The organism is Vibrio vulnificus NBRC 15645 = ATCC 27562 (assembly GCF_002224265.1).
Classification (GTDB): domain Bacteria; phylum Pseudomonadota; class Gammaproteobacteria; order Enterobacterales; family Vibrionaceae; genus Vibrio; species Vibrio vulnificus.
Window position 1 is genome coordinate 621,706 of sequence record NZ_CP012882.1, and the last position, 20,843, is coordinate 642,548.

17 protein-coding genes are annotated in these 20,843 nt (G+C 47.8%); 10 read left to right on the forward strand and 7 right to left on the reverse strand.

Annotated elements, in window-relative coordinates:
- Positions 1-310 precede the first annotated feature (310 nt).
- Genes AOT11_RS18455 through AOT11_RS18465 form a run of 3 tightly spaced genes read left to right on the forward strand, consistent with a single transcriptional unit; the run spans position 311 to position 3,500 of the window.
- Complete coding sequence (locus AOT11_RS18455; RefSeq protein ID WP_089529835.1) at positions 311-1,558, forward strand: DNA methyltransferase; 1,248 nt, start codon at positions 311-313, stop codon at positions 1,556-1,558.
- Entirely contained in the window at positions 1,555-2,679 is a 1,125-nt protein-coding gene (locus AOT11_RS18460; protein ID WP_017421432.1) for a DUF262 domain-containing protein, read from the forward strand. The genes AOT11_RS18455 and AOT11_RS18460 overlap by 4 nt, the downstream gene beginning before the upstream one ends.
- Complete coding sequence (locus tag AOT11_RS18465) at positions 2,679-3,500, forward strand: MAE_28990/MAE_18760 family HEPN-like nuclease (RefSeq protein WP_017421433.1); 822 nt, start codon at positions 2,679-2,681, stop codon at positions 3,498-3,500. The genes AOT11_RS18460 and AOT11_RS18465 overlap by 1 nt, the downstream gene beginning before the upstream one ends.
- A gap of 320 nt (positions 3,501-3,820) precedes the next feature.
- On the opposite strand, the gene AOT11_RS18470 is transcribed toward AOT11_RS18465, so the two are convergent.
- Positions 3,821-4,870 carry a linear amide C-N hydrolase gene (locus AOT11_RS18470; RefSeq protein WP_026050519.1) on the reverse strand — a complete coding sequence of 350 codons (1,050 nt, stop codon included), beginning with the start codon at positions 4,868-4,870 and terminating at the stop codon, positions 3,821-3,823.
- A gap of 82 nt (positions 4,871-4,952) precedes the next feature.
- Between AOT11_RS18470 and AOT11_RS18475 the strand changes: the two genes are divergently transcribed.
- The 3 genes from AOT11_RS18475 to AOT11_RS18485 all read left to right on the forward strand — a co-directional run bounded on the left by AOT11_RS18475 (position 4,953) and on the right by AOT11_RS18485 (position 8,361).
- Positions 4,953-5,954 carry a GGDEF domain-containing protein gene (locus AOT11_RS18475; RefSeq protein ID WP_017421437.1) on the forward strand — a complete coding sequence of 334 codons (1,002 nt, stop codon included), beginning with the start codon at positions 4,953-4,955 and terminating at the stop codon, positions 5,952-5,954.
- Between the two features lie 373 nt (positions 5,955-6,327).
- Positions 6,328-7,302: a DUF1852 domain-containing protein gene (locus AOT11_RS18480; protein WP_026050520.1), complete on the forward strand. Its 975-nt coding sequence runs from the start codon at positions 6,328-6,330 to the stop codon at positions 7,300-7,302.
- Between the two features lie 30 nt (positions 7,303-7,332).
- Complete coding sequence (locus AOT11_RS18485; protein WP_086016754.1) at positions 7,333-8,361, forward strand: methionine synthase; 1,029 nt, start codon at positions 7,333-7,335, stop codon at positions 8,359-8,361.
- Between the two features lie 165 nt (positions 8,362-8,526).
- On the opposite strand, the gene AOT11_RS18490 is transcribed toward AOT11_RS18485, so the two are convergent.
- Complete coding sequence (locus AOT11_RS18490; RefSeq protein ID WP_017421440.1) at positions 8,527-9,534, reverse strand: DUF2955 domain-containing protein; 1,008 nt, start codon at positions 9,532-9,534, stop codon at positions 8,527-8,529.
- Positions 9,535-9,542: 8 nt separating this feature from the next.
- Complete coding sequence (locus AOT11_RS18495) at positions 9,543-10,607, reverse strand: HlyD family secretion protein (protein ID WP_026050521.1); 1,065 nt, start codon at positions 10,605-10,607, stop codon at positions 9,543-9,545.
- A 100-nt stretch (positions 10,608-10,707) separates the two neighbouring features.
- On the opposite strand from AOT11_RS18495, the gene AOT11_RS18500 reads away from it, so the two are divergent.
- On the forward strand, positions 10,708-11,568 hold the full coding sequence (locus tag AOT11_RS18500; protein ID WP_017421441.1) for a LysR family transcriptional regulator: 861 nt from the start codon (positions 10,708-10,710) through the stop codon (positions 11,566-11,568).
- On the opposite strand, the gene AOT11_RS18505 is transcribed toward AOT11_RS18500, so the two are convergent.
- The 3 genes from AOT11_RS18505 to AOT11_RS18515 all read right to left on the reverse strand — a co-directional run bounded on the left by AOT11_RS18505 (position 11,562) and on the right by AOT11_RS18515 (position 14,051).
- On the reverse strand, positions 11,562-12,953 hold the full coding sequence (locus AOT11_RS18505; protein ID WP_017421442.1) for a heavy metal sensor histidine kinase: 1,392 nt from the start codon (positions 12,951-12,953) through the stop codon (positions 11,562-11,564). The genes AOT11_RS18500 and AOT11_RS18505 overlap by 7 nt on opposite strands.
- Positions 12,904-13,599: a heavy metal response regulator transcription factor gene (locus tag AOT11_RS18510; protein WP_017421443.1), complete on the reverse strand. Its 696-nt coding sequence runs from the start codon at positions 13,597-13,599 to the stop codon at positions 12,904-12,906. The genes AOT11_RS18505 and AOT11_RS18510 overlap by 50 nt, the downstream gene beginning before the upstream one ends.
- 71 nt (positions 13,600-13,670) lie before the next feature.
- Complete coding sequence (locus AOT11_RS18515; RefSeq protein WP_017421444.1) at positions 13,671-14,051, reverse strand: DUF3316 domain-containing protein; 381 nt, start codon at positions 14,049-14,051, stop codon at positions 13,671-13,673.
- 239 nt (positions 14,052-14,290) lie between these two features.
- Here AOT11_RS18515 and AOT11_RS18520 point away from each other — a divergent pair, with 239 nt between their 5' ends.
- Both AOT11_RS18520 and AOT11_RS18525 read left to right on the forward strand, forming a co-directional pair.
- Complete coding sequence (locus AOT11_RS18520) at positions 14,291-16,258, forward strand: alkyl/aryl-sulfatase (RefSeq protein ID WP_017421445.1); 1,968 nt, start codon at positions 14,291-14,293, stop codon at positions 16,256-16,258.
- A gap of 13 nt (positions 16,259-16,271) precedes the next feature.
- Complete coding sequence (locus AOT11_RS18525; RefSeq protein WP_017421446.1) at positions 16,272-16,736, forward strand: hypothetical protein; 465 nt, start codon at positions 16,272-16,274, stop codon at positions 16,734-16,736.
- A 65-nt stretch (positions 16,737-16,801) separates the two neighbouring features.
- Here AOT11_RS18525 and AOT11_RS18530 read toward each other — a convergent pair whose 3' ends face one another.
- A complete protein-coding gene (locus tag AOT11_RS18530; RefSeq protein ID WP_026050522.1) occupies positions 16,802-18,862 on the reverse strand; it encodes a sensor histidine kinase in 2,061 nt (686 codons plus the stop codon).
- A gap of 138 nt (positions 18,863-19,000) precedes the next feature.
- Between AOT11_RS18530 and AOT11_RS18535 the strand changes: the two genes are divergently transcribed.
- A complete protein-coding gene (locus AOT11_RS18535; protein WP_080586441.1) occupies positions 19,001-20,377 on the forward strand; it encodes a sigma-54-dependent transcriptional regulator in 1,377 nt (458 codons plus the stop codon).
- Positions 20,378-20,843: the final 466 nt, after the last annotated feature.

The window sequence follows — 20,843 nt, forward strand, 5'->3', positions numbered from 1 at the left end:
GGAAGGAGGGGGGCGAAGTGAGGGGATTGGTAAGTTGGGATTGGCCCATTATTGGCTAGACTTTTTACTTAGTCACAACCTGTCTGTGAGCTTTTCCTCACCAACAATTATCCATTTTGTATTGAATTCGTGGTGAAGCCTGTGTTGTATATCGGGGTAAATTCCAACATGATGCGTGACATAACTGATTACTAACAAATAGACGTGCTATGGTTCAATCTAGCGTTAGTATGGATATTTCTATATAATCGGACGAATTTTTTTTGCTGCCTCTAATGCAGCATTTTAGTTTCACCTAGGTTTAAAATAAATGATTGCAAACGCGAAAAGAACCTCATCAGAAAAGGTAAATGTCCACAATTGGTATCCATACTATGCGGGTTACTCCGAAAGTTTTGTTCGCTCTGTAATCAATAATGAAATAACTAATCTAGATCAGGATTCAATTATATTGGACCCATGGATCGGAAGTGGGACTACAGGCATAGTTTGTCAAAAACTTGGTTTTACCTGTATCGGCGTTGATATCAACAAAGCTATGGCTGTTTTTTCATCAGCTAAGGCATCCTCATTAGTTAATCAAAAACCGGTACTCGATGAATGTTTGAGTCGCATAATTGATCGTGCAAGGAAATCCCGAAAAAAGGTTGAAGCCTCGCATCTTGGCGAAATAATGAGCGAAGAGTTGGGGGAGAAAGTTATTAAGTTACTTCTTTCAATCAAAGAAGAATTTAGACTTTATGACACTCCGACAGGGAAACTTAACCCGATAGAATCATTTTTTAAAGCGGTTCTTTTAGTCACTAATCGTCAAGTTATGGGATACAAGAAAGGCTCAAATCCTACTTGGTTTAATAAAACAGAACCTAATCAACGCATCTCATTTAAAGCTCTTACCCTATGTTTTCAAAAAAATTATGAGAATATGTTCAAGGATTTGGACATCGTATACAGTGGCACTGAATCTTGCGAATTTAGTATTTTTGAAGCTAGTAGTACATCTCTTCCGGTACCTGACGCTTATGTGGACTTAATCATAACTTCCCCTCCATACTTAACTCGAATTGACTATGCTGTGTCAACTCAAGTAGAACTGCTATTGTTATCAGGAAAGGATGGCTATAGAGGTATTCGTGAAAACACGATAGGCACTACGGCAATATACTCTCAAGAAAAGTTTGGTAGAAAAGAATGGGGAAAACTATGCAATAGTGTTATTGATAGTATCAATAATCATGAGTCATATGCTTCGCAAAATTACTATATCAAGAATAAAATACAATATTTTGATAGTGCTTATCGGTCTTTGATGGAACTCTATAGAGTGATGAAAAGTAATGCATCTGCTTATTTGGTGATTCAAAACTCTTATTATAAAGAGGTTCCTATAGATTTGCCTGGAATATATATGGAAATGGCTGAAAATATAGGCTTTTCTAATACTGAGTCCATGAGAAAAGATGATTTAAGAATTACAATGGCATCTATAAACTCGAAGTCCAAAAAATATACGGATAATAAAGTTTATTATGAAGAAATAATAAGGGTAATAAAATGAGTGAAACGTCAAACATCGCTAGTTTATTGGAAGATATAAGAACGAATAGAGAAGAAATAGCAACGGATTCGTATACGACTTCTTGGCGAGAAATAATTAACCTCTATAAGGAAGGTGATATAAAAATATCACCTGAATATCAGAGGTTATTTCGTTGGGATATGGAGCGACAAACTCAATTTATAGAATCTTTACTCCTCAACATACCGGTCCCAACTCTTTTCTTCTACATTGATGAAGAGGGTAGGCAGGAAGTTATTGATGGACTTCAACGTATAAGTACAATTATTAGGTTCTTCGCTCGAGATATCTTCACAAAAGATGAAATAGAATCAGGTATTGCTTGTGGCAGTATAAATGAACTTAAAAACCCGACGGTTTTAGGTAGTGCGCCGATTATTCCAAGTTTAGAAGGATGGAGCGCAGCTGATCTCCCAGATAAAGTTACTCGTACAATTAAGAATGCTCGAGTAAATATTGTTATTCTTGAGCAAGAAACTAAGACTCAAACCAAATATAATGTTTTCAAAAGATTAAATCGCTCCGGTGCTAAGTTGAGTGATCAAGAGATTCGAAACTGCACCGCGCGACTTGTAGGGAATGGTTTCGCTGATAAACTAAGAACTTTAGCCGCTAATGATGATGTTATTGGTGCTTTAGGCTTGAGCAAGGATAAACAAAAGACCCAAGCTGGTGAAGAAGCCTTGCTTCGGACTCTTGCTAGCCTTCTACACGCCGACAACTTCGACCATTATGTTGACGAATTTTTAGATGAGTTTATGTACATTGGATCTGAAACAAATGCTATCAATGCAGAAATTGAAATGAAAATCAAGCGTACGTTCGCTCTAATTAACGCTGCTTGCCCCAATGGAAAAGCATTTAGATTCAGAAAAACCGATAATACGCCAAGTGGACAATTTAGTACAAATCTATTAGATATAGTAGCTACTGGCGTGTATAAGAATATCGACAAGTTATCTTCTTCTGATGTCGCAGATAAACTAGATGCTCTTTGGGAAACTCAGCGAGATCAAATTACCCAGTGTACTGGTTCGGGCTCTAATACTAAAGCAAAATTGAAACGTCGCTTAGAAATTGGCGAGGAGGCATTCAAGTAATGTCATTGCTAAATATTGAAGCTATTCTTCTTGAATTAGAGGATGCTCGAAGTGATTCACTGAAAGTATTGACTGCTATTGAGTCTATCCATACAGCATTACAAAAGCTTACGAATGAACAAAATCTTGCAGATGAATATAGGAAGATATCTATCCCAATGATTTATTCTTCATGGGAAAGTCAATTTACATCTTCAATCGCGCTATGTTTCCGATCTTTAAAAGACATTGATAAATCTGCTTGTGAGCATACTCCTAACATTCGTGCCGTTTGGCTACAACAAGCTAGTTTTTTTGTTAGCTATATAGATATGATAAAGAACATATACGATATAGACTCTCATAAGACCTTGTCTGAAAAAATGAGCAATATGAAGAAGAAAGTAAAAAAAGGACATTATAAATTAACAACAGATGTTCTGAATAACATAGATACTTTCAACTCAACTCGCCTTGACACAGATGTAAATGTTGACGACTTAGTTATGACTTTTTCAAATGTAAATAAAGTAGTAACTGAGATGAATATGGACGTTCTAGGAATAGATCATTCAAACCTTGACCTTAGTAGGCTCGATGCTCTTGTCGGTTTACGCAATGCTTTTGGACACGGTCAATTTACATCTCGAGTTGGTTCTAGACAATTCAATGACTGGCTTACCTACACTCGCTCCCTTATTGAAGAGCTTTTTCAAGAGATTAAATCTTGGCTAGAAGAGCTTAATGTAAGCCTTTGCGAGGCTAAAAAAGAAAGTTGGAGAGTAAAAGGATATAGCGGTGTTCACGAGTTCTCTACTTACGAACATAAAATGGCTCCCTAGTGAGCCATTTTCCATACTTTATATTTCGTTCTTGCATCTTTCTCCTTAGAAAATGAAGTGCTAATGTTAGATTCCCAAAACGCAATTATGTCCAAAACAAGCCACCACACACAACCCCTAACCGTGATCAAGTAAATCAAAATCACAGACATGGTGATGGAAGTTTCCGCCTTCCAACTCTTTGTTTTTATGCTGTTTGTGTTTGTTCCCCAGATAAACTTGGGCGTCGACAAACCGCTTCACCAAATCGCCGTTGAGTTGCCTTTTTCCTCAGTCGATTCCCCCGCAGATGTTATCTGCGAGGGAGACGCAAAGGAAAACTAGCTGAATGGGTTGTCACAAATGACAAGGTGGTCAGTCACGTCGCCTGCGTTTATCGGGCAAGCTGATTTGGTTGATTTTTCTTTTTGCAGCAACAAGCGTCGACATGTCGTGAGTTCGGGAGAAAAGTGCAGCGACAGTGTGTTCATACTCACGGTGTTGGACAGGGAGTAATTCTTCTTGTGGTGATCGGCAAGGTTCGTCCAAATCGTGTAGGAGGCTTTCTCCGCGTGATACGGGTTAAAGTGTACAGGTACTGAGCAAGCGGCCACCATTGATTTCGCTTGATACACCGCTTCACGCCGTTTTTGGGCGGGTTGAGCAAAGGTAAAGTAATAACTGGCGCGCTCAAAGCGTTGTGTCGCGCTATTGCCTCCAGGTGCGGAGTACACTGGGTGCTCAACGGGAGCGTTCGGTCTTTGGCCCCAAATGTACTGCCAATAGGCCGTTAACAATCGTTGAGTCTCGTAGTCCGGCTGATTGGTGACTACGGTATCATGACGGCTCTCATACAGCTCAAAGCAACCGTTGCGCACTTCGATCACGCCTGAATTGCCTTCGGCATCGGAAAGAGCAAGGTGAAGATGCGATTGAGTCTCAGAGGTATCGGGTAAAAGTTCCGAGACAATCGTAATGTCTTGAGTCGCAAAATACTGAATAGCCTGCTGCACGTTAGCGAACTGGTCGAGTACAAACTGGACCCAGCGATTGGCGCTGAGGAAGTGACCTTTACCGTCAGTAGGTCCATAGCTGACATGGGAATCGTATAAACCATTGACTGCCAGCCCCGCTTCATTTAATCCGTCGACGGCGGCATAGCCCTTTTTGTTACTACCCATGACAGTGGTTAAACTGGCGTATTTAGATGTCCACTGCAGTACCTGCTGTGGTGCAATGTGAAGTTCCGCCGCTGACTCGGCGCTCAGGCCACGGTTTACGGTACCCTTGGGAAACGCGTAGAAGTAAGTATTGACGGGCCAATACCAGTCCATATTGCGTGCTGTCACTGGAAATTTATCGTTTAAGTTGTTGAATATACGTGTGCACATATACATTGATGCCCTTGTTATCAATAAGTTGATCAGGTTATCATCTTTGATGTTTTTAGACATTGAATCCATGGATGGAAATATGAACATAAATGAGCTCGGCGGCAGCTTAGCGCTGCGCCTCAAAGTGCTCAAAGGCATGAGCCTCGGGATAGGAAGCTTAGCTTTCTTGATGGCAATTGGTAACTATGTTGTTAGTCAGAGCTATATCTTTGGCACGTTGGAAGGCTTGTACGCGCTTTACTCTTGGCACGTTTATCGTCAAATTGATCGGGGTAATGTATTCAACGGTCACAAGTACATTATGTCACTGTGTATTACGCTGCTCGTTATTATTGGTACTTTCCTTAAGCCAACGGTCTACGGTGTCTTTTTTTGGTCACTGGTTTTGCCTATCGTTTACTATTTGTTGCTGGGTTACAAAGTCGGTTTTGTTGCGAGTGTGTGTTTGTTTCTGATTCAGATCGTCAATATTACTTATCAGTTTTACCTAGAACAGTACTTTGATATGTTTACGATGATGATCAATTTCTCCTTTTGTTATTTCAGTATTTCTGCAATCGCGCATGTGTATGAATTCAACCGCGAGTCAACGGAAAACAAGTTAAGTAAGTTGGCCACGCTTGATCCGCTGACTGGAACCAATAACCGCCTCGCTCTGAAACATCGTTACCAAGCGCTGAAAACTCAAGGTTTACCCTTCTTTTTATTGGTCTTAGATATCGATCACTTTAAAGCGATCAATGATGAATACGGTCATGACGGAGGAGACAGTGTTCTTCAGTCTGTGGTGAAAACAATGGCCCATGTAGTGGGAGAGGAAAATGTGTTCCGCCAGGGGGGAGAGGAGTTCTGTATTTTGTTGGCGGGTGTTTCTCAGCAGCATGCGCTTAAGAGTGCGGAGACTATACGTCAAGCCATTGGTTGTACGCCTGTTCATTATCGCGAGGGGGTGATCTCAGTGACGGTCAGTATTGGTTTGGCTGAAGCGCATGCGTCGAGCTGCGTCGATGAAATCAATCGCCAAGCGGATGCCAATCTTTATGATGCAAAATCCCAAGGGCGCAATAGAGTGGTTGCGTAACGCCTTGTAAATTGGTCTGCTGTTCTTTGATTGGATAGCGCGCACATTGAGCTCGCTACGGACTATAAGTACAGATAAAACCTCATCTTTCATCTTTCATCTTGTTGGCGGCTGGTAGGCGCTGTTCCTACCTCCGCTCATTCTTAAACCATGAATTTCCTTCATGTTCAATGTGAAACAATACCAATATTCTTCAAGTCGCGAAGCAAGTATAAAAACCGGACTGCTCTGGTGCTTGCCAAGGTGAGTGCGTTTTTGTGTCAAAGACGAAACGCAGCGCAAACTGGCGATTGGGAAAACCAAAAAACACAACCACCCCATGCCCAGAGAGGAAAAGTCAGCGTTATCTAAGGAAATAGGAGACCCACTCAGCATGAACAACGATTTCACTTTTGCGATCAAACGCATTCGCTTTGACGAGAACTACCAGCCCTCGGACAACACGCGCATCACCACCAACTTTGCCAACTTGGCTCGTGGTCAGCGCCGTCAAGAGAACCTGCGCAATGCGCTTCGCATGATCGACAACCGTTTTAACGCCATGGCGAGCTGGGATAACCCAACCGGCGATCGTTACTCAGTGGAGTTGGACATCATCTCCGTGGATATCGATATTCAAGGCAGTGGCGAAGCGTTTCCCTCGATTGAAGTGCTCAAAACCAACATCCTTGACCGCAAAACCAATGAGCGCATTGAAGGCATTGTCGGCAACAACTTCTCTTCTTATGTACGCGATTATGACTTCAGCGTGCTGTTGCTCGATCACAACAAAAATCAGCCTCAGTTCAGCATTCCTGCGAATTTTGGAGAGCTACACGGCAAGCTGTTTAAGGCGTTTGTCAGCTCGGCTGAGTATCAACAGCATTTCAAAAAACGGCCAGTAATCTGCCTGAGCGTGTCGGACAACAAGATCTACCGCCGCACGGAAAACCAGCATCCGGTGTTGGGGTATGAGTATCTGCCTAACGACTCGTCGCTCACAGAGCAATACTTCCAGAAAATGGGCTTGCAGGTGCGCTACTTTATGCCGCCAAACAGCGTTGCGCCGCTGGCGTTTTATTTCTTTGGAGACTTGCTGAACGATTACTCGAACCTTGAGCTCATCAGTACCATCAGCACCATGGAAACGTTCCAAAAAATCTACCGCCCAGAGATTTACAACGCCAATGCCGTGGCAGGGCAACGCTACCAACCAAATTTGAAGAACCTTGACCACTCGTTAACTCAAATCGTCTACGACCGAGAAGAGCGCAGCCAATTGGCCATTGAACAAGGTCGCTTTGCCGAAGCGCATTTCATCAAACCGTACCAATCGCTCCTTGAGCAATGGTCGGCCAATTACGCGTAAGCAATCAGCACAATCGAGAAGGGAATGACGATGAAAACACTATTACCTACTTCCACCGCGGGCAGCCTACCGAAACCGTCATGGCTGGCTGAGCCGGAAACACTGTGGTCGCCATGGAAGCTGCAAGGCGATGAACTGACGGATGGCAAACGCGATGCGCTGCGCCTCGCTTTGCACGAGCAAGAGGTGGCGGGCGTGGATATTGTCAGTGATGGTGAACAGACTCGCCAACACTTTGTGACGACCTTTATTGAGCACCTGAGTGGGGTGGATTTTGAAAACCGCAAAACGGTGACCATTCGTAACCGTTATGAGGCAAGTGTGCCGACGGTCGTGGGGCCGGTAAGTCGCACTAAGCCAGTGTTTGTGGACGATGCCAAATACTTGCGCCAGCAAACCAAGCAGCCGATCAAGTGGGCGCTACCGGGGCCGATGACGATGATCGACACGCTCTATGATGATTACTACGGCAGCCGTGAAAAACTGGCGTGGGAGTTCGCTAAAATCCTTAACCAAGAAGCGAAAGAGCTTGAAGCGGCGGGTGTCGACATCATCCAATTTGATGAACCCGCGTTTAACGTCTTTTTTGGTGATGTCAACGACTGGGGTATCGCTTGTTTGGAGCGCGCTATCGAAGGGCTGAAATGCGAAACGGCAGTACACATCTGCTATGGCTACGGCATCAAAGCCAACACCGATTGGAAGAAAACGCTTGGTTCTGAGTGGCGACAATACGAAGAAGTGTTCCCGAAACTGCGGAAATCCAACATCGACATTATCTCACTGGAGTGCCACAACTCGCGTGTGCCGATTGAGCTGCTTGAGTTGATCCGCGGTAAGAAAGTGATGGTCGGCGCGATTGATGTCGCCACCAACGAGATAGAAACGCCAGAAGAAGTGGCCAACACCTTGCGTGAAGCGCTGAAATACGTCGATGCAGATAAACTCTACCCGTGCACCAACTGCGGCATGGCGCCACTTGCTCGTGATGTTTCCACCGCTAAGCTCAACGCCTTAGCCGCCGGCGCTGCGATAGTGCGAAAAGAGCTGGCTGGCTGATTTACTGGCGAATATCCGGCTGAGACTTGTGCAACGAACGTGAACTTCCGAAGAGCGATGACAGCGAGTCGCTCTTTGTTCTCGTCTTGCTTAGTGGTGAGCGTGTTTTTTTCGACCACGTTGCCAGTGGCTTTTTCTCTTCTTCTTCTTCCTCTTCCTGTTTCTCTATACATTCTGAATTTCAGGATGCTTGAATAGCAACGCGCGAATTCCATGATGCACTACCCACATCAACATCGCCGTGGCGGTGACGGCGACAAAGATAGAACTAAAGCGATACAAAATCGAAAAGAACGCGTCTTTGCCTTCTGGGACGATAGCGGTAAGTGGCACCGCTAATGCCGACATAGCAGAAAACGCGAGTGCACTTTTGATCGGACCTTTGCTGAACCAATGACAAAACGGCCCCATCGCAATAGTTAAAGCAAGCCAAAATAGCAGGCCGTGGCCGTACCAACTTCCCAACATTAACTGCACAGCCAAGCCCGCAAGGCAGCCAAGCGCGGTGCCAATGACGCGAACTTTTGCGGCCGCCATAGAGCCCGCTAACGTCATGGGTGTCAGAATGATGATGATCGACGATTGCGCTGAGAGCGAGTCATAAAGATCGGCAAACTGAAACAGCAAAAAGGCACTCATGGCGACAACCCAGCCCATCGCCACCTGACTGATGTAGTCCATATCGCTTTTGACGGGGGTGGTCATGGTGTTGTTCCTCTGAGTGGTGTTCTGTTCAGGGAACAGCCAATAGGCGAATGCGCAAATGGCAATGTTCGCGAGGGAAATGACCCACAAGTTGAGGTTAAAATCTTCGATATCGATGAAATCGTAGCTGGCAAAGTTGAGCACGATCGAGCCAACTAATAACCCCATATAGCCAAACAAGTAAGTGTTGGGGTTCATCATGGCGATGCACTTGAGTAAGAAAAACAGCCCCACTGCCACCGTCATGAGCACGGGGTGGAACTGCAAGTACTCAAGCAAAAACGTCGCCTGTAACGTTGTCCAGATGGCGGAGAACACCACGAGCAGTAGGCGAGAAAGCTGAAACTGATCTGCACGGCTCAAAATAAACAGTGGCAGCATGATGGCAAAAAAACCATAAGACCAACCAAAGAGCATGCTCAGGGCAAGGCCGCAAGCGCAGCCAAACCAAATTCGTTTTGTTTTCATGCCGTCCCTTAGTAAAGGTAGTGGAAGAAGCTCGCAAGTTGAATTTGCCCTGTGGCTAACCAGCGCCAAAGGGTATTTTCTTTCGGGTAAAGCACCACGGTAGCGCGAGAACCTACAAACAGCGCGGGTGGCATGGCGTCCTCAACGGCGAGGTTGACTCGTGTTCTCTGCGCGTCACGTACCCAGCGGTTGTTGATTTCTACGCTGGTTAATGATCCGTTAGGCTTTTGCTGCGCCGCAGCAACGCCGTAATCCCGGCTAGATATGGAGAAATCGAACACTTGGCCTGGGTAGGCATCAAAGGCAACCATAGCGCGGTAGTGTGAGTTGATATTGGCGACTGATTTTTCACGAAAATCCCCTGTCACCCAAAGTGACCCTGTCGGGACAAAAGTGAGCAAAGGCATGTTACTGCTTGCCATGGTACCAATGTCTAGCTGCATGTTAGTGACGACGCCATCGCTGGGGGCGAGCACTTGAGTGTTGGCCAAATCTAACTGCGCTTTTTCAATACCATTTTGCGCCACGCGCACAGAGGTGCTCTGCCCTGGACCATCACCAAGCTGGGTATCAATCACTTTTAGGCTCTGTTGCTCGGCTTTTAAGTTAGCGCGGGCAACCTGGTTTTGTGCAAAGGCGTTGTCGAGGCTAGATTGTGAAATCACCTGTTGTGTGGAGAGCTTTTGTAGGCGTAAGTATTCACGATGGGCGTTGTCATAAGTCGCTTGTGCACGTGCAATATTGGCCAATGCCGCCTCACGTTGTGAGTAGAGCGTGGCTTCTTGCTCAAGTGCTGATTGCAACGCGAGCTGCGCTTGCTCTAAGGCGATTTGATATTTACGTGAATCAATCTCAAACAACACGTCTCCTTGATGAACGAGCTGATTGTTTCTCACCATTACTTGCGTCACTTTCCCCGAAACTTCTGGAGAGACTTGCACCACGTATCCTTGGACGCGTCCTTCTGTGGTCATTGGCACGCGTTGGTCAGCGACAATGATGTACAAAAATAGCACAATGAACAGGACAATCAGTGTACGCATCCACAAGCGGAATTTATGGTCAGCAGTCATGATACCTACCTAAATAAGAGTAAAGATGCAGGATTATAGAGAAGAGCGCGGTTGTGCAGTAGAATGCAAATAAAGACACTAATGCGCTAAAAATAGGACAATGAAGATAAATCTTGATGATCTTTACCTCTTTACCCAAACCGTGATTCATGGTGGCATCAGCGCTGCGGCCCATGCGCAGCAGTTGCAGCGCTCCAAAGTGAGCCGACGCCTACAAGAGTTGGAGCATGCACTTGGGTGCCAATTGTTGATTCGCACCACGCGCTCGATTGAACTGACCGAGCAGGGACAGCGTTTAATGGAGCTGGTGGGGCAGCCGATGGAGCATTTGCAACAGGGGCTGAAAGTGATGTCTGAACACAGCCAAACGCAAGGAGGCAAAGTGCGTTTGGCGATTCCTTCTGCCTTGATGACTTCGGCGGCGTTTAACGCGATCATTACGGAATTTAGCCGACGCTACCCAGCGGTGGCGTTGGAGATTGAAAACCACCAACAGAGTGTCGATTTGCGACGACAAGCGTTTGATCTTCAATTGCTGCCAGATATGGTGAAAGTGAGTGATGACAGCTATGTGCAGTTTAGTTTGCTGCCCTATCGCTCGCATCTGGTGGCCTCAAAAGCCTATCTTTCCGCCCACCCTGAGATCACTGGTATTGAGGATTTGCGTCATCATCGTCTTCTCACTAACCGCTACAGTGCTGATTTGCTTGCGCCCAATTTGCCATTAGCGCTAAAGTCAGACGACTTACATTTATTGCGTTCAATGGCGATAGCCGGTCAAGGGGTGGCGTTTATTCCGATGGTGCATTCCAAACCCGCTTTGGAGGAGGGCAACTTGGTGGAAGTGTTGCCCCACATTACGCATCCCAAGCAGCACCTGACGTTGATTTATCCGTCTGCGCTTTATCTGCCGCAGAAGGTCAAAGTGCTGATTGAGCTGTTTCGTGAAAAATTTCAGTGAGCCGGATGGATAACCACATCACTCAAGGTGAGGGTAAAGGTGGTTAACTCGTGCTTGGACTGGGCGTAGATATCGCCGCCATGCAATTTGGCGATGGAACGAGAAATGGGCAAGCCCAAGCCAGCGCCACCACTTTGTTGGTGAGTGCGCGATTTGTCGGCGCGGTAGAAACGCTCGAATAAGCGTGGGATTTGCGTGGATTCGATGGTCTCTCCGTGATTGGTCACGGCAATTTGGTAGCCGATCAAATGCGGGAAAATCTCGACGGTGATATTGCTCTCTGGGTAACTGTGGCGCACCGCGTTGGAGAGCAAATTGGCGAACGCGCGCTTCAGCATGTTTCTATCGCCGACCACTTGGCCTTCACCAAAACAGGTAATGGTGAGAGACTTTTCATCCCCCGCTAGCTCGTAGTATTCCGCCAGATCCCCCAATAGCAACTTGAGGTCGATCGGCTCATTGTTTTTCATCAACAGGTTGTGCTCCGATTTGGCCAAATAGAGCATATCGGAGATGGTTTTGGTGAGACGACTGAGCTCTTCGGCGTTGGATTCCAAAATATCGCGATATTCTTGCTCGCTACGCGGTTTGGCCAGCATCACTTGGGTTTGCGTCATCATATTGCCGATGGGAGTGCGCAGCTCGTGGGCGATGTCGGATGAAAACTCCGATAGGCGTTCAAAATCGCCCTGAAGGCGAGAAAGCATTCGGTTGAAACGCGCCACCAATGGCAATAACTCTTCCGGAAAGGGCTGCTGTGGGACGCGAACACTGAGCTCTTCAGTAGAAATGGCATCCACATAATGCTCAAGTTTGGCCAAAGGTTTGAGCCCTTTGCGCGCAATGAACCAACTGAGAAAGCCACTGACGATGCTGGCGAAAAAGGTGATCCACAGCAGCACCTTTTTGAAGTTGGACAGAAAGGTAATGTGCAGGTCGATGTTCAGCCCCAACACCGCGTACCAGTCTGGCGAACTGCTCAGCGGGAAACGGATGGCTCGGTAGTGATGGCCATTTTCCTGCCAATCAATGCGTTCCATGCTGGCTTTGTTGATGAACCTTTTCGGCAAAGCGAGCGATTGAGACTGGTATTCCACCTGATTGCCATTGAGCAACCAGAGTTTGGTGTCACCTCTTTCAAAGAAAGGGCCGTATTGGCTGATGAAATCGCCTCGCACTCTTAGTTCGTTAATCGTGTTGAACTTTTGCTGTAAGTTGTAGCGATCTTGCTCATAAAGATGATGTTTGACTGCCCACAAAACCGCGGCACTCAGTGAAACGAGCACCAACAGAGAGGCAAAAAAGTAGGAGAATGTCAGCCGAGTGGTGATCGATCTAAATCCCATAACCAAGCTCTCGCTCCTCAAGTACGTAGCCCATGCCACGTTCAGTGTGAATCAATTTTGGCTCAAACGGTTTGTCGACTTTGTTGCGCAGCCGCCGCACGGCCACGTCGATGACGTTAGTGTCACTGTCGAAATTCATATCCCAAACGGAAGAGGCGATTTGGCTGCGTGACATCACTTCCCCAGTCTTGCGCATAAACAGCTCCAATAAGGCAAACTCTTTAGCAGTGAGGGCGATGGGTTCTTTGTCACGAAATACTTTGCGCCGCAGCAGATCCAAATGGAGATTGGCGATGGAAAGCTGAGTCGTGCTTTGGGTTGTGGGTTGCTGGCGTTTGAGTACGGTGCGAATGCGCGCCAACAGTTCGACAAAGGCGAAGGGTTTAACGATGTAATCGTCGGCGCCGAGTTCTAAGCCTTTGACTCGATCTTCGACTTGATCGCGTGCGGTGAGCAGAATCACCGGGGTGTCTACTTGGTTACTGCGCAGAGCGCGCAACACTTGCCAACCATTGAGATTAGGAAGCATCACGTCGAGGACGATTAAATCGTAACGTGTACTGGTGGCGAGATAGAGGCCGTCCACCCCATCGTGGGAAAGATCAACGATGTAGCCCGCCTCTGAAAGTCCTTTTTTAAGATACGTCCCGGTTTTCTTTTCGTCTTCAATGATCAGAAGTTTCATAACTGCCTTAACCGAGTGGAGAATGACACCCAAAATAATGCAGAGCGAGGGGGGCGCTCTGCATTGCTGGGTTAGTCGTTTTGGTCACGTTTCAAATATTGGTAACCCACGTTGACGACACCTTGATAGCGGGTGTCGCCTTGCTCATCGATGATCACTTTGGTGCTGATTTCTGCGCCATCTTTAAGCTCAATGCTGTTGGTTTCCGTTGGGTCATAGGCTATGACATTGAATTTGGCCTTTAGTTCTTGTGGCGATGCGGCCTGCAAGTTGGCAAGCAGCACTACACCCGCGTCGTAAGCCGCTTGCTGGCTGCCATACAACTCAGTGGTTTTGCTGTAGTGCTTAGCGGTAAAGGTGTAGTTTGGCGGTGGCGTTTGCAGCGCCGCCCAACTGGTTGAGGTGAAAAATAAGCCAGCAGAAGCAAGAAGAGTGGTGGTTACTTTTTTCATTGTTGTTTCCTTAACTCTAGTTATCTAGGGGTTAAGCAAAGTGTATCGATCGGCGCTGACGAGAAGGGGTCGTTGAGATGACAAATCTGTCATGTTGTTTTGTTGCGTGGATGCAATGGCTCTCATTCGCAAGATAAGTTTGATTCTGTGCCCGATATCTCAATGAAAAAACAGTAGAAAATGGCGAACGCGATGAGCGTGGTCTACGTTGTTTTAGTGCAGTTAGGTTCATAAAAGGAATGACAATGAAACCACTCTCTTTGTATATCGCGCTCGCGCTCACATCAGGGGCCGTTCTGGCCGAACCCATCCCATCCAAACCCGCGACACAAGCCACGATTGAAGCCAATCAGGCGGTGTATCAAGCGTTAAATTTTAAGGATGAAACCGATTTTAAGAATGCCCAACGAGGTTTGATTGCCAAACAAGATGTGGTCACCATCAAAAACGCCAATGGCGATGTGGTGTGGGATCTGGAAGCGTATAAGCAGTTCATCTCGCTGGAAAATAAAGCCCCAGATAGCGTGAACCCCAGTTTATGGCGTAACGCTCAGCTCAATATGATCAATGGTCTGTTTGAGGTGACTGAGGGCATTTATCAGGTGCGCGCTTACGATCTTTCCAACATTACCTTTATTAAAGGGGACAAAGGGTGGATCGTCTTCGACCCGTTGATTTCCCAAGAAACGGCCAAAGCCGCGCTGGATTTTGTTAATGCCCAGCTTGGTGAACGCCCAGTGACAGCGGTGGTTTACTCGCACAGCCACATTGACCACTTTGGCGGCGTTCGCGGCATCGTGGATGAAGAAGATGTGAAAGCGGGCAAGGTGGAGATCATTGCTTCACACGGCTTTACGGAACACGCAGTGTCAGAAAACGTGATTGCAGGCAATGCAATGGGCCGACGCGCTATCTATATGTATGGCGCTTTGCTGCCGCGTAATGAACGTGGTGGGGTGAATGGCGGTTTAGGCCAAACCACGTCAACGGGTTTACCAACCTTGATTGTGCCTACTCGCATTATTGAAAAAACCGGTGAAGAAGTGACGGTGGATGGCGTGCGCATGGTGTTCCAATACACCCCAGGCACAGAAGCGCCAACCGAGATCAACACATGGTTCCCCGATAAAAAAGCATTGTGGATGGCGGAAAACTCCACCAACACCATGCACAACATTCTCACGTTGCGCGGAGCGCAGGTGCGTGATGCGCTGAAGTGGTCCTCTTACCTCAATGAAACCATTGAAATGTGGGGCGATGAGGTGGAAGTAAAATTCCAAAGTCACCACTGGCCAATGTGGGGCAGCAAAGAGATTGTCGCTTACTTTAAAGGCCAACGTGACATGTATAAGTACACGCACGACCAAACCGTACGCTTGATGAACCAAGGGTATATCGGCTCTGAAATCTCGGAAGTAATTCAGTTCCCAGAGGAGTTGGAGAAGAACTGGAGTACACGTGGTTACTACGGCACCTTGCGCCACAACAGCCGAGCGGTCTATCAGCGCTACATGGGGTGGTATTCTGGTAATCCTTCCGATCTCAATAACTTACCGCCAACCAACGCGGCAGTGAAATACGTTGAGTACATGGGCGGCGAAAGCGCAACTATCGACAAGGCGCAAGCAGATTTCGATAAAGGCAACTACCGCTGGGTGGCGGAAGTGCTCAAACATGTCGTGTTTGCCAACCCACAAAGTAAGCGCGGCAAAGCGTTGCTCGCTGATACTTATGAGCAGTTGGGGTATCAAGCGGAATCTGGCCCGTGGCGCTCGGTTTACTTGCAAGGGGCTTACGAGCTGAGAAACGGGACGCCAAAAGCGGGAGGCACCAACACGGCCTCGCCCGACATCATCAAAAACATGCCACCAGAGATGCTGTTTGATTACCTAGCGGTGCGTATTTTGCCAGAAAAAGCCGCAGGTAAAACCTTCGCCATCAACATCAACTTCACCGACTTAGACGAGCAGTACACCTTGTATGTGGAAAACTCGGTGCTCAACCACACGCGTAAGCAAGCGAAAAAAGCCGATGTAACGTTGAATTTGACCAAGGCGACTTTGGACGATGTTCAGCTTGGCAACATTACCTTGGAGAAAGCGATTGCCGATGGGGATGTGCAACTCAAAGGCAATAAGCAGGTGTTTAAAGACTTTGTTGGCATGCTGGATAAGTTTGATTTCTGGTTCAACATTGTGACGCCATAGAGAGGGAACCCTTATGGTGCGAAGTAGGCACTTACCTCTCTTGGGTTTGTTGTCCTTAATGGCAAGCCAGCCTGCGCTGGCTTGCTCTTATGATGGTCAATTTAATAACCCGTTTGCGGAGAGTTATCCCGGCGCGTTAGACATCGCGATAGCCACTCGCGAAGCGATTGATGCGCAACACATTACCAAACCGCAGAGATTGGCGGGCAGCAAAGGGTTGGCACGTGCGCAGTGGTGGTTAACCTTGCTCAACAAGCAATGGCCGGATAAGGCCGCAGCGGAAAGCTACATCTATCTGGTGGACAGCCAATTGTGGTCAAAGCGGCAAATGGATGGGCTCACCATTCATGTGCCTCCGCCTGAAAATGCTCAACAGGTGATGCTATTAAGTGAGGCGGCCCTTGGCGCGTTAATCAATAATGAACTCAGCTACGAGCAGGCCCATGAGCTGCAGATTGTGCAGACCATGACGCCGTAATGTGCAAAGTCGTTTGCACAGCAGTTCGCGCAACCGCTTAGCGGCCATAAAGCCTAGAAGCCTATTTAGGATATCGAAGGCTCTGCAAGTAAAAACGTCAGTGTAAAGGTGAGCCCAGCACTGGCGTTTTTGTTGACCGCAATACGCCCTTGCATATCGCGCATGTTGTTGGCGGTAATCGACAGGCCCAAGCCCAGCCCTTCGCCAATTTTTTTGCTTGTCGCAAAGGGTTCAAACATCTGGCTCAGTTGTGCCTCGCTGACGCCACAGCCGTTGTCACTCAAGGTAAGCGTAAGCTCTGTTTCTGAAGTGGTGGCTGAGATCATCAATTGAGGCTGCTCGGTATTTTTCATGGCATCCACCGCGTTGGAGATGAGATTGCCCAGCACTTGTCGTAAACGCTGTTCTTCTCCCAACACATTGGCCAGTGGATGCGGTAAACGCACCCGCACATCAATGGGCGCGAGCTCGGCTTGGTAAATGCGCAAGGTTTCTTGTAACGCATCCGGCAGGGAGACAGGGCAAAGCTGTTCCGGCTTTTGATAGGCGAAGGATTTAAGCTGGCTGGTCATTTTGCCCATGCGATCAATGAGGCGATGGATAAGTCGATTGTTGGCTTGCAACATCGCCATTTCACCACGTTCAAGCAATATCTCGTTACTGGTGAGCAGGGTTTTTAGCCCTGTCAGCGGTTGATTGAGTTCGTGAGTAATCGCGCTCGACATCCTGCCCAGCGCTGCCAATTTGCTGCTTTCGATTAATTCTTGTTGCGCTGAACGCAGCGCCGCGGTGCGCTCTTCCACCCGTTCCGCCAGCTCGTGGTTGGCCTTTTGCAGAGCTTGTTCGGCTTTTTTGCGTTTGCTGATGTCGAGCACTGTGGCGAGGTAGTAAAGCTCGCCATGCCAGGGAAAAGCGGTGAGAGAAAACAGCAATGGAAATTGGCTGCCATCACTGCGCCTGCCCATGGTTTCCACCGCACTCACTTCCGCAAGATCGCGATGTTTGGGTAAGTTTCTCAGCAGTTGCAAGGTGGTGGAGGTGGCATTGCCGGTATCAAACAGTTGCCATGCGGGGGCGAGTTTACTCATCGAATCGGAGAGGCTGAAATAGCGTTTGGCCATCGGGTTGAGATCTTCAATCTCACCATGACCATTGAGCAGCAACAGCCCCACATGAGTTTTGTTGATCATCTGACTCATTCGCTGGCGCGACTCATCCAATAAACGCTGGATGCGTTGGTTGCTGAGTGATTTTTGATGGCGCTGGTAGGCAATTACGCCCACCAACAGCAACACAAAGTTGGCCAGTAGGATCGCCCAACCTGCGCGGTTGCTCGCTTGCTGTATCGGTTGGTAATCCGTGAGGTAGGTGAGCTGCCATTTGAGATCGTCCAGCACAATGGTTTGGGCGAGAAAGCGGCGTTGCTCGAGTTGCCAGAATTGCAAACGCGTGTCATCGCGCAGTGTCGCCTCGCTTTGCTGGATCTCACTTAGGCGATCATTGAGTTCATCGGCGGTGAGTGTCGGGTGGCTGGAAAGAAAATAGTGGCCACGCTGGTTTTGAAACAAAATCGCATCGCTACTGAGCAGCCATTGTTCGGTGAGTAGGCGCAAATTGATTTGCACCACGGCAATGCCTGCGATGCCAAAGTCGAGGTATACCGGCGCCGCCAAATAGAAAAACGGTGACGCACCCTTGGCTTTGCTGACCAGAGCGACCCCTTCTCCTTGCGCGTGAATTTGTTCCACAATGGCATCGAGATCTTGCTCGCTCAATGCTTCGTTTTCCAAGCTGGACACCAGCACATCGCCGCTGGCAGAGAGCAGATACCAGCCTTTGGTATTGGCCGCTTTATCCAATAGAGTCAGCTCTCGTCTAAGTTCAGAATAGAGTGAGCGCTCACCATTGAGAAACCGCTCGCTGTGATTGTTGCTGGTGAGTAGATAGGGCAAGTGATAAAAACGCTGCAAGGCACGACGCACGTCGCCAATGTAATCGAGAAAATGTTGCTGCGCGTCAACCACTGAGCGTGAGGTTTGCCACTGGCGCACCAGCTCCTTCCCCATCCATTGGCTGACAAACAACCACATGACGATAGCGATGAGCACTACCACTCGTTTTTTCATCGCGTTGCCTCCTTGCTTGCTTGGCCCAAGATTGCTCTGCTTGTCGGGTTTGTTAAAGCTTTGTTGTTAAGAAGTGAGATCCAGCTCCTTTTCCCAACGGCGCTTTTTGCTAACGTAGCAGCAGGAAAATTTGACACGATGGACAAGTGGTATTTCTCGATGGATGCAGTTTCTTTCCCCCATATCGCCCTGATTGAAGACGATGAAATCGTCCGCCAAGCAACCGCCCAATGGTTGCAACTGGCTGGCTTCCACGTTGAGGCATTTAGTCATGGCCTTCCAGCCCTTACGGCGATCAAAACCGGCGATTTTGACGGCATTGTCAGTGATGTGCGTTTGCCGGATTTGGATGGTATCGCTCTGCTGGCGGAGTTGCAGCGCGAACAAGTGAGCTGTCCGATCATCTTGGTCACTGGGCATGGCGATGTCGATATGGCGGTTAAGGCGCTGCAAAATGGCGCGTACGATTTCATTGAGAAACCGTTTAATCCCGATCGCCTCGCGTCGACACTGCAGCGCGCGGTGAGTGAATATCAGCAGCAAGCAGACTATGGCAATCGCAGCCATTATCTGCAGCAGCTCAGTGGCATTGAGCAGGTCTTGATTGGTCAAAGCGCGATCATGCGCCAGTTGCGTGAGCAAGTCGCACGCGTTGCCAGCATGGACACCAATGTGATCATCTATGGCGAAACGGGAACCGGAAAGGAGTTGGTGGCGCGCAGTTTACATACTGAAAGCGCGCGACGAGCCAATCCATTTGTGGCGATCAACTGTGGTGCGATTCCAGAAAATCTCTTTGAAAGCGAGCTGTTCGGCCATGAAGTTGGGGCGTTTACGGGGGCCAGTAAGCGCCGCATTGGCAAGCTTGAGTATGCCGATAAAGGCACCTTGTTCATGGACGAAATTGAAAGCATGCCGATGGCGATGCAAGTTAAAGTGCTGCGCAGTTTGCAAGAAAATCAGGTGGAACGCGTGGGTGCCAACCGACCAGTGAATGTGGATTTACGCGTGGTGGCGGCAGCAAAAGAGAACTTGTTTAATCATCCCGCTTTTCGTCAGGATCTGTTTTATCGCCTCAATGTGGCGCAGTTGCACTTGCCGCCATTGCGTGAGCGAGAGGAAGACGCGTTGCTCTTGTTTGAGCACTTTGCCTCGCAAGCGAACCCAAACAAACGTGTACTGAGCACAGCGGAATCACGATCGCTCTTGAGTTATGCGTGGCCGGGTAATGTGCGTGAGCTGCGCAATGTCGCGGTGCGTTTTGCGCTGGATGAGAGCTTGTCGGTGATGGAGATCCTTTCGAGCCGCGCGGCGAGGGTGCAAGAGAGCTTGCCCGTTGGTGTGCCGCTGGCCATCCAACTGCACAATTTTGAGCGCAAGGTGATTCACGATGCTTTAGTGCGCCACCAAGGCAGCATTTTGGAGGTGATGAACGAGCTTGATCTTCCTCGTCGCACCCTCAATCAAAAAATGCAGAAGCTCGGTCTGAATCGCGCCGATTACACCGATAACTGATTAAACAAATCGGTCAGCAGGCAAATCGATAAGCTGACGATCAGATGAGCAAGCAATCAGATACAAGCAATGAGCAAGATTTTGCTCATTGCGAGTGTTAACATTTTTATAACCTTGATCACGAAGCGCGAATACAGATGCGAACGGTTTAAGCTCTTTTTAGTTTAACTGTTTGATTTTAATTTGCTTTTTTGTTTCTTTCTTTCTTTCGCGCGTAATAAGCAAAATCTTGCTCATCTTCAGCAGAGTAAATCAGCCAAATATTGCTCATTCTCCTGGTTTCTTGTCACATATCTTTTATATATCAATCACTTAAAAGTTGGCATCTTGTTTGCTCTAAGGCTGTATACCCAAACAACTTGGAGTTGCAGGTAGGCGGCAAGTGAGTGAATCCCCATGAGCATAGATACGCTATGTGATTGGGGTGAACGAATGCAGCCAACACCGCTGCAGCTTCAAGTAGGAA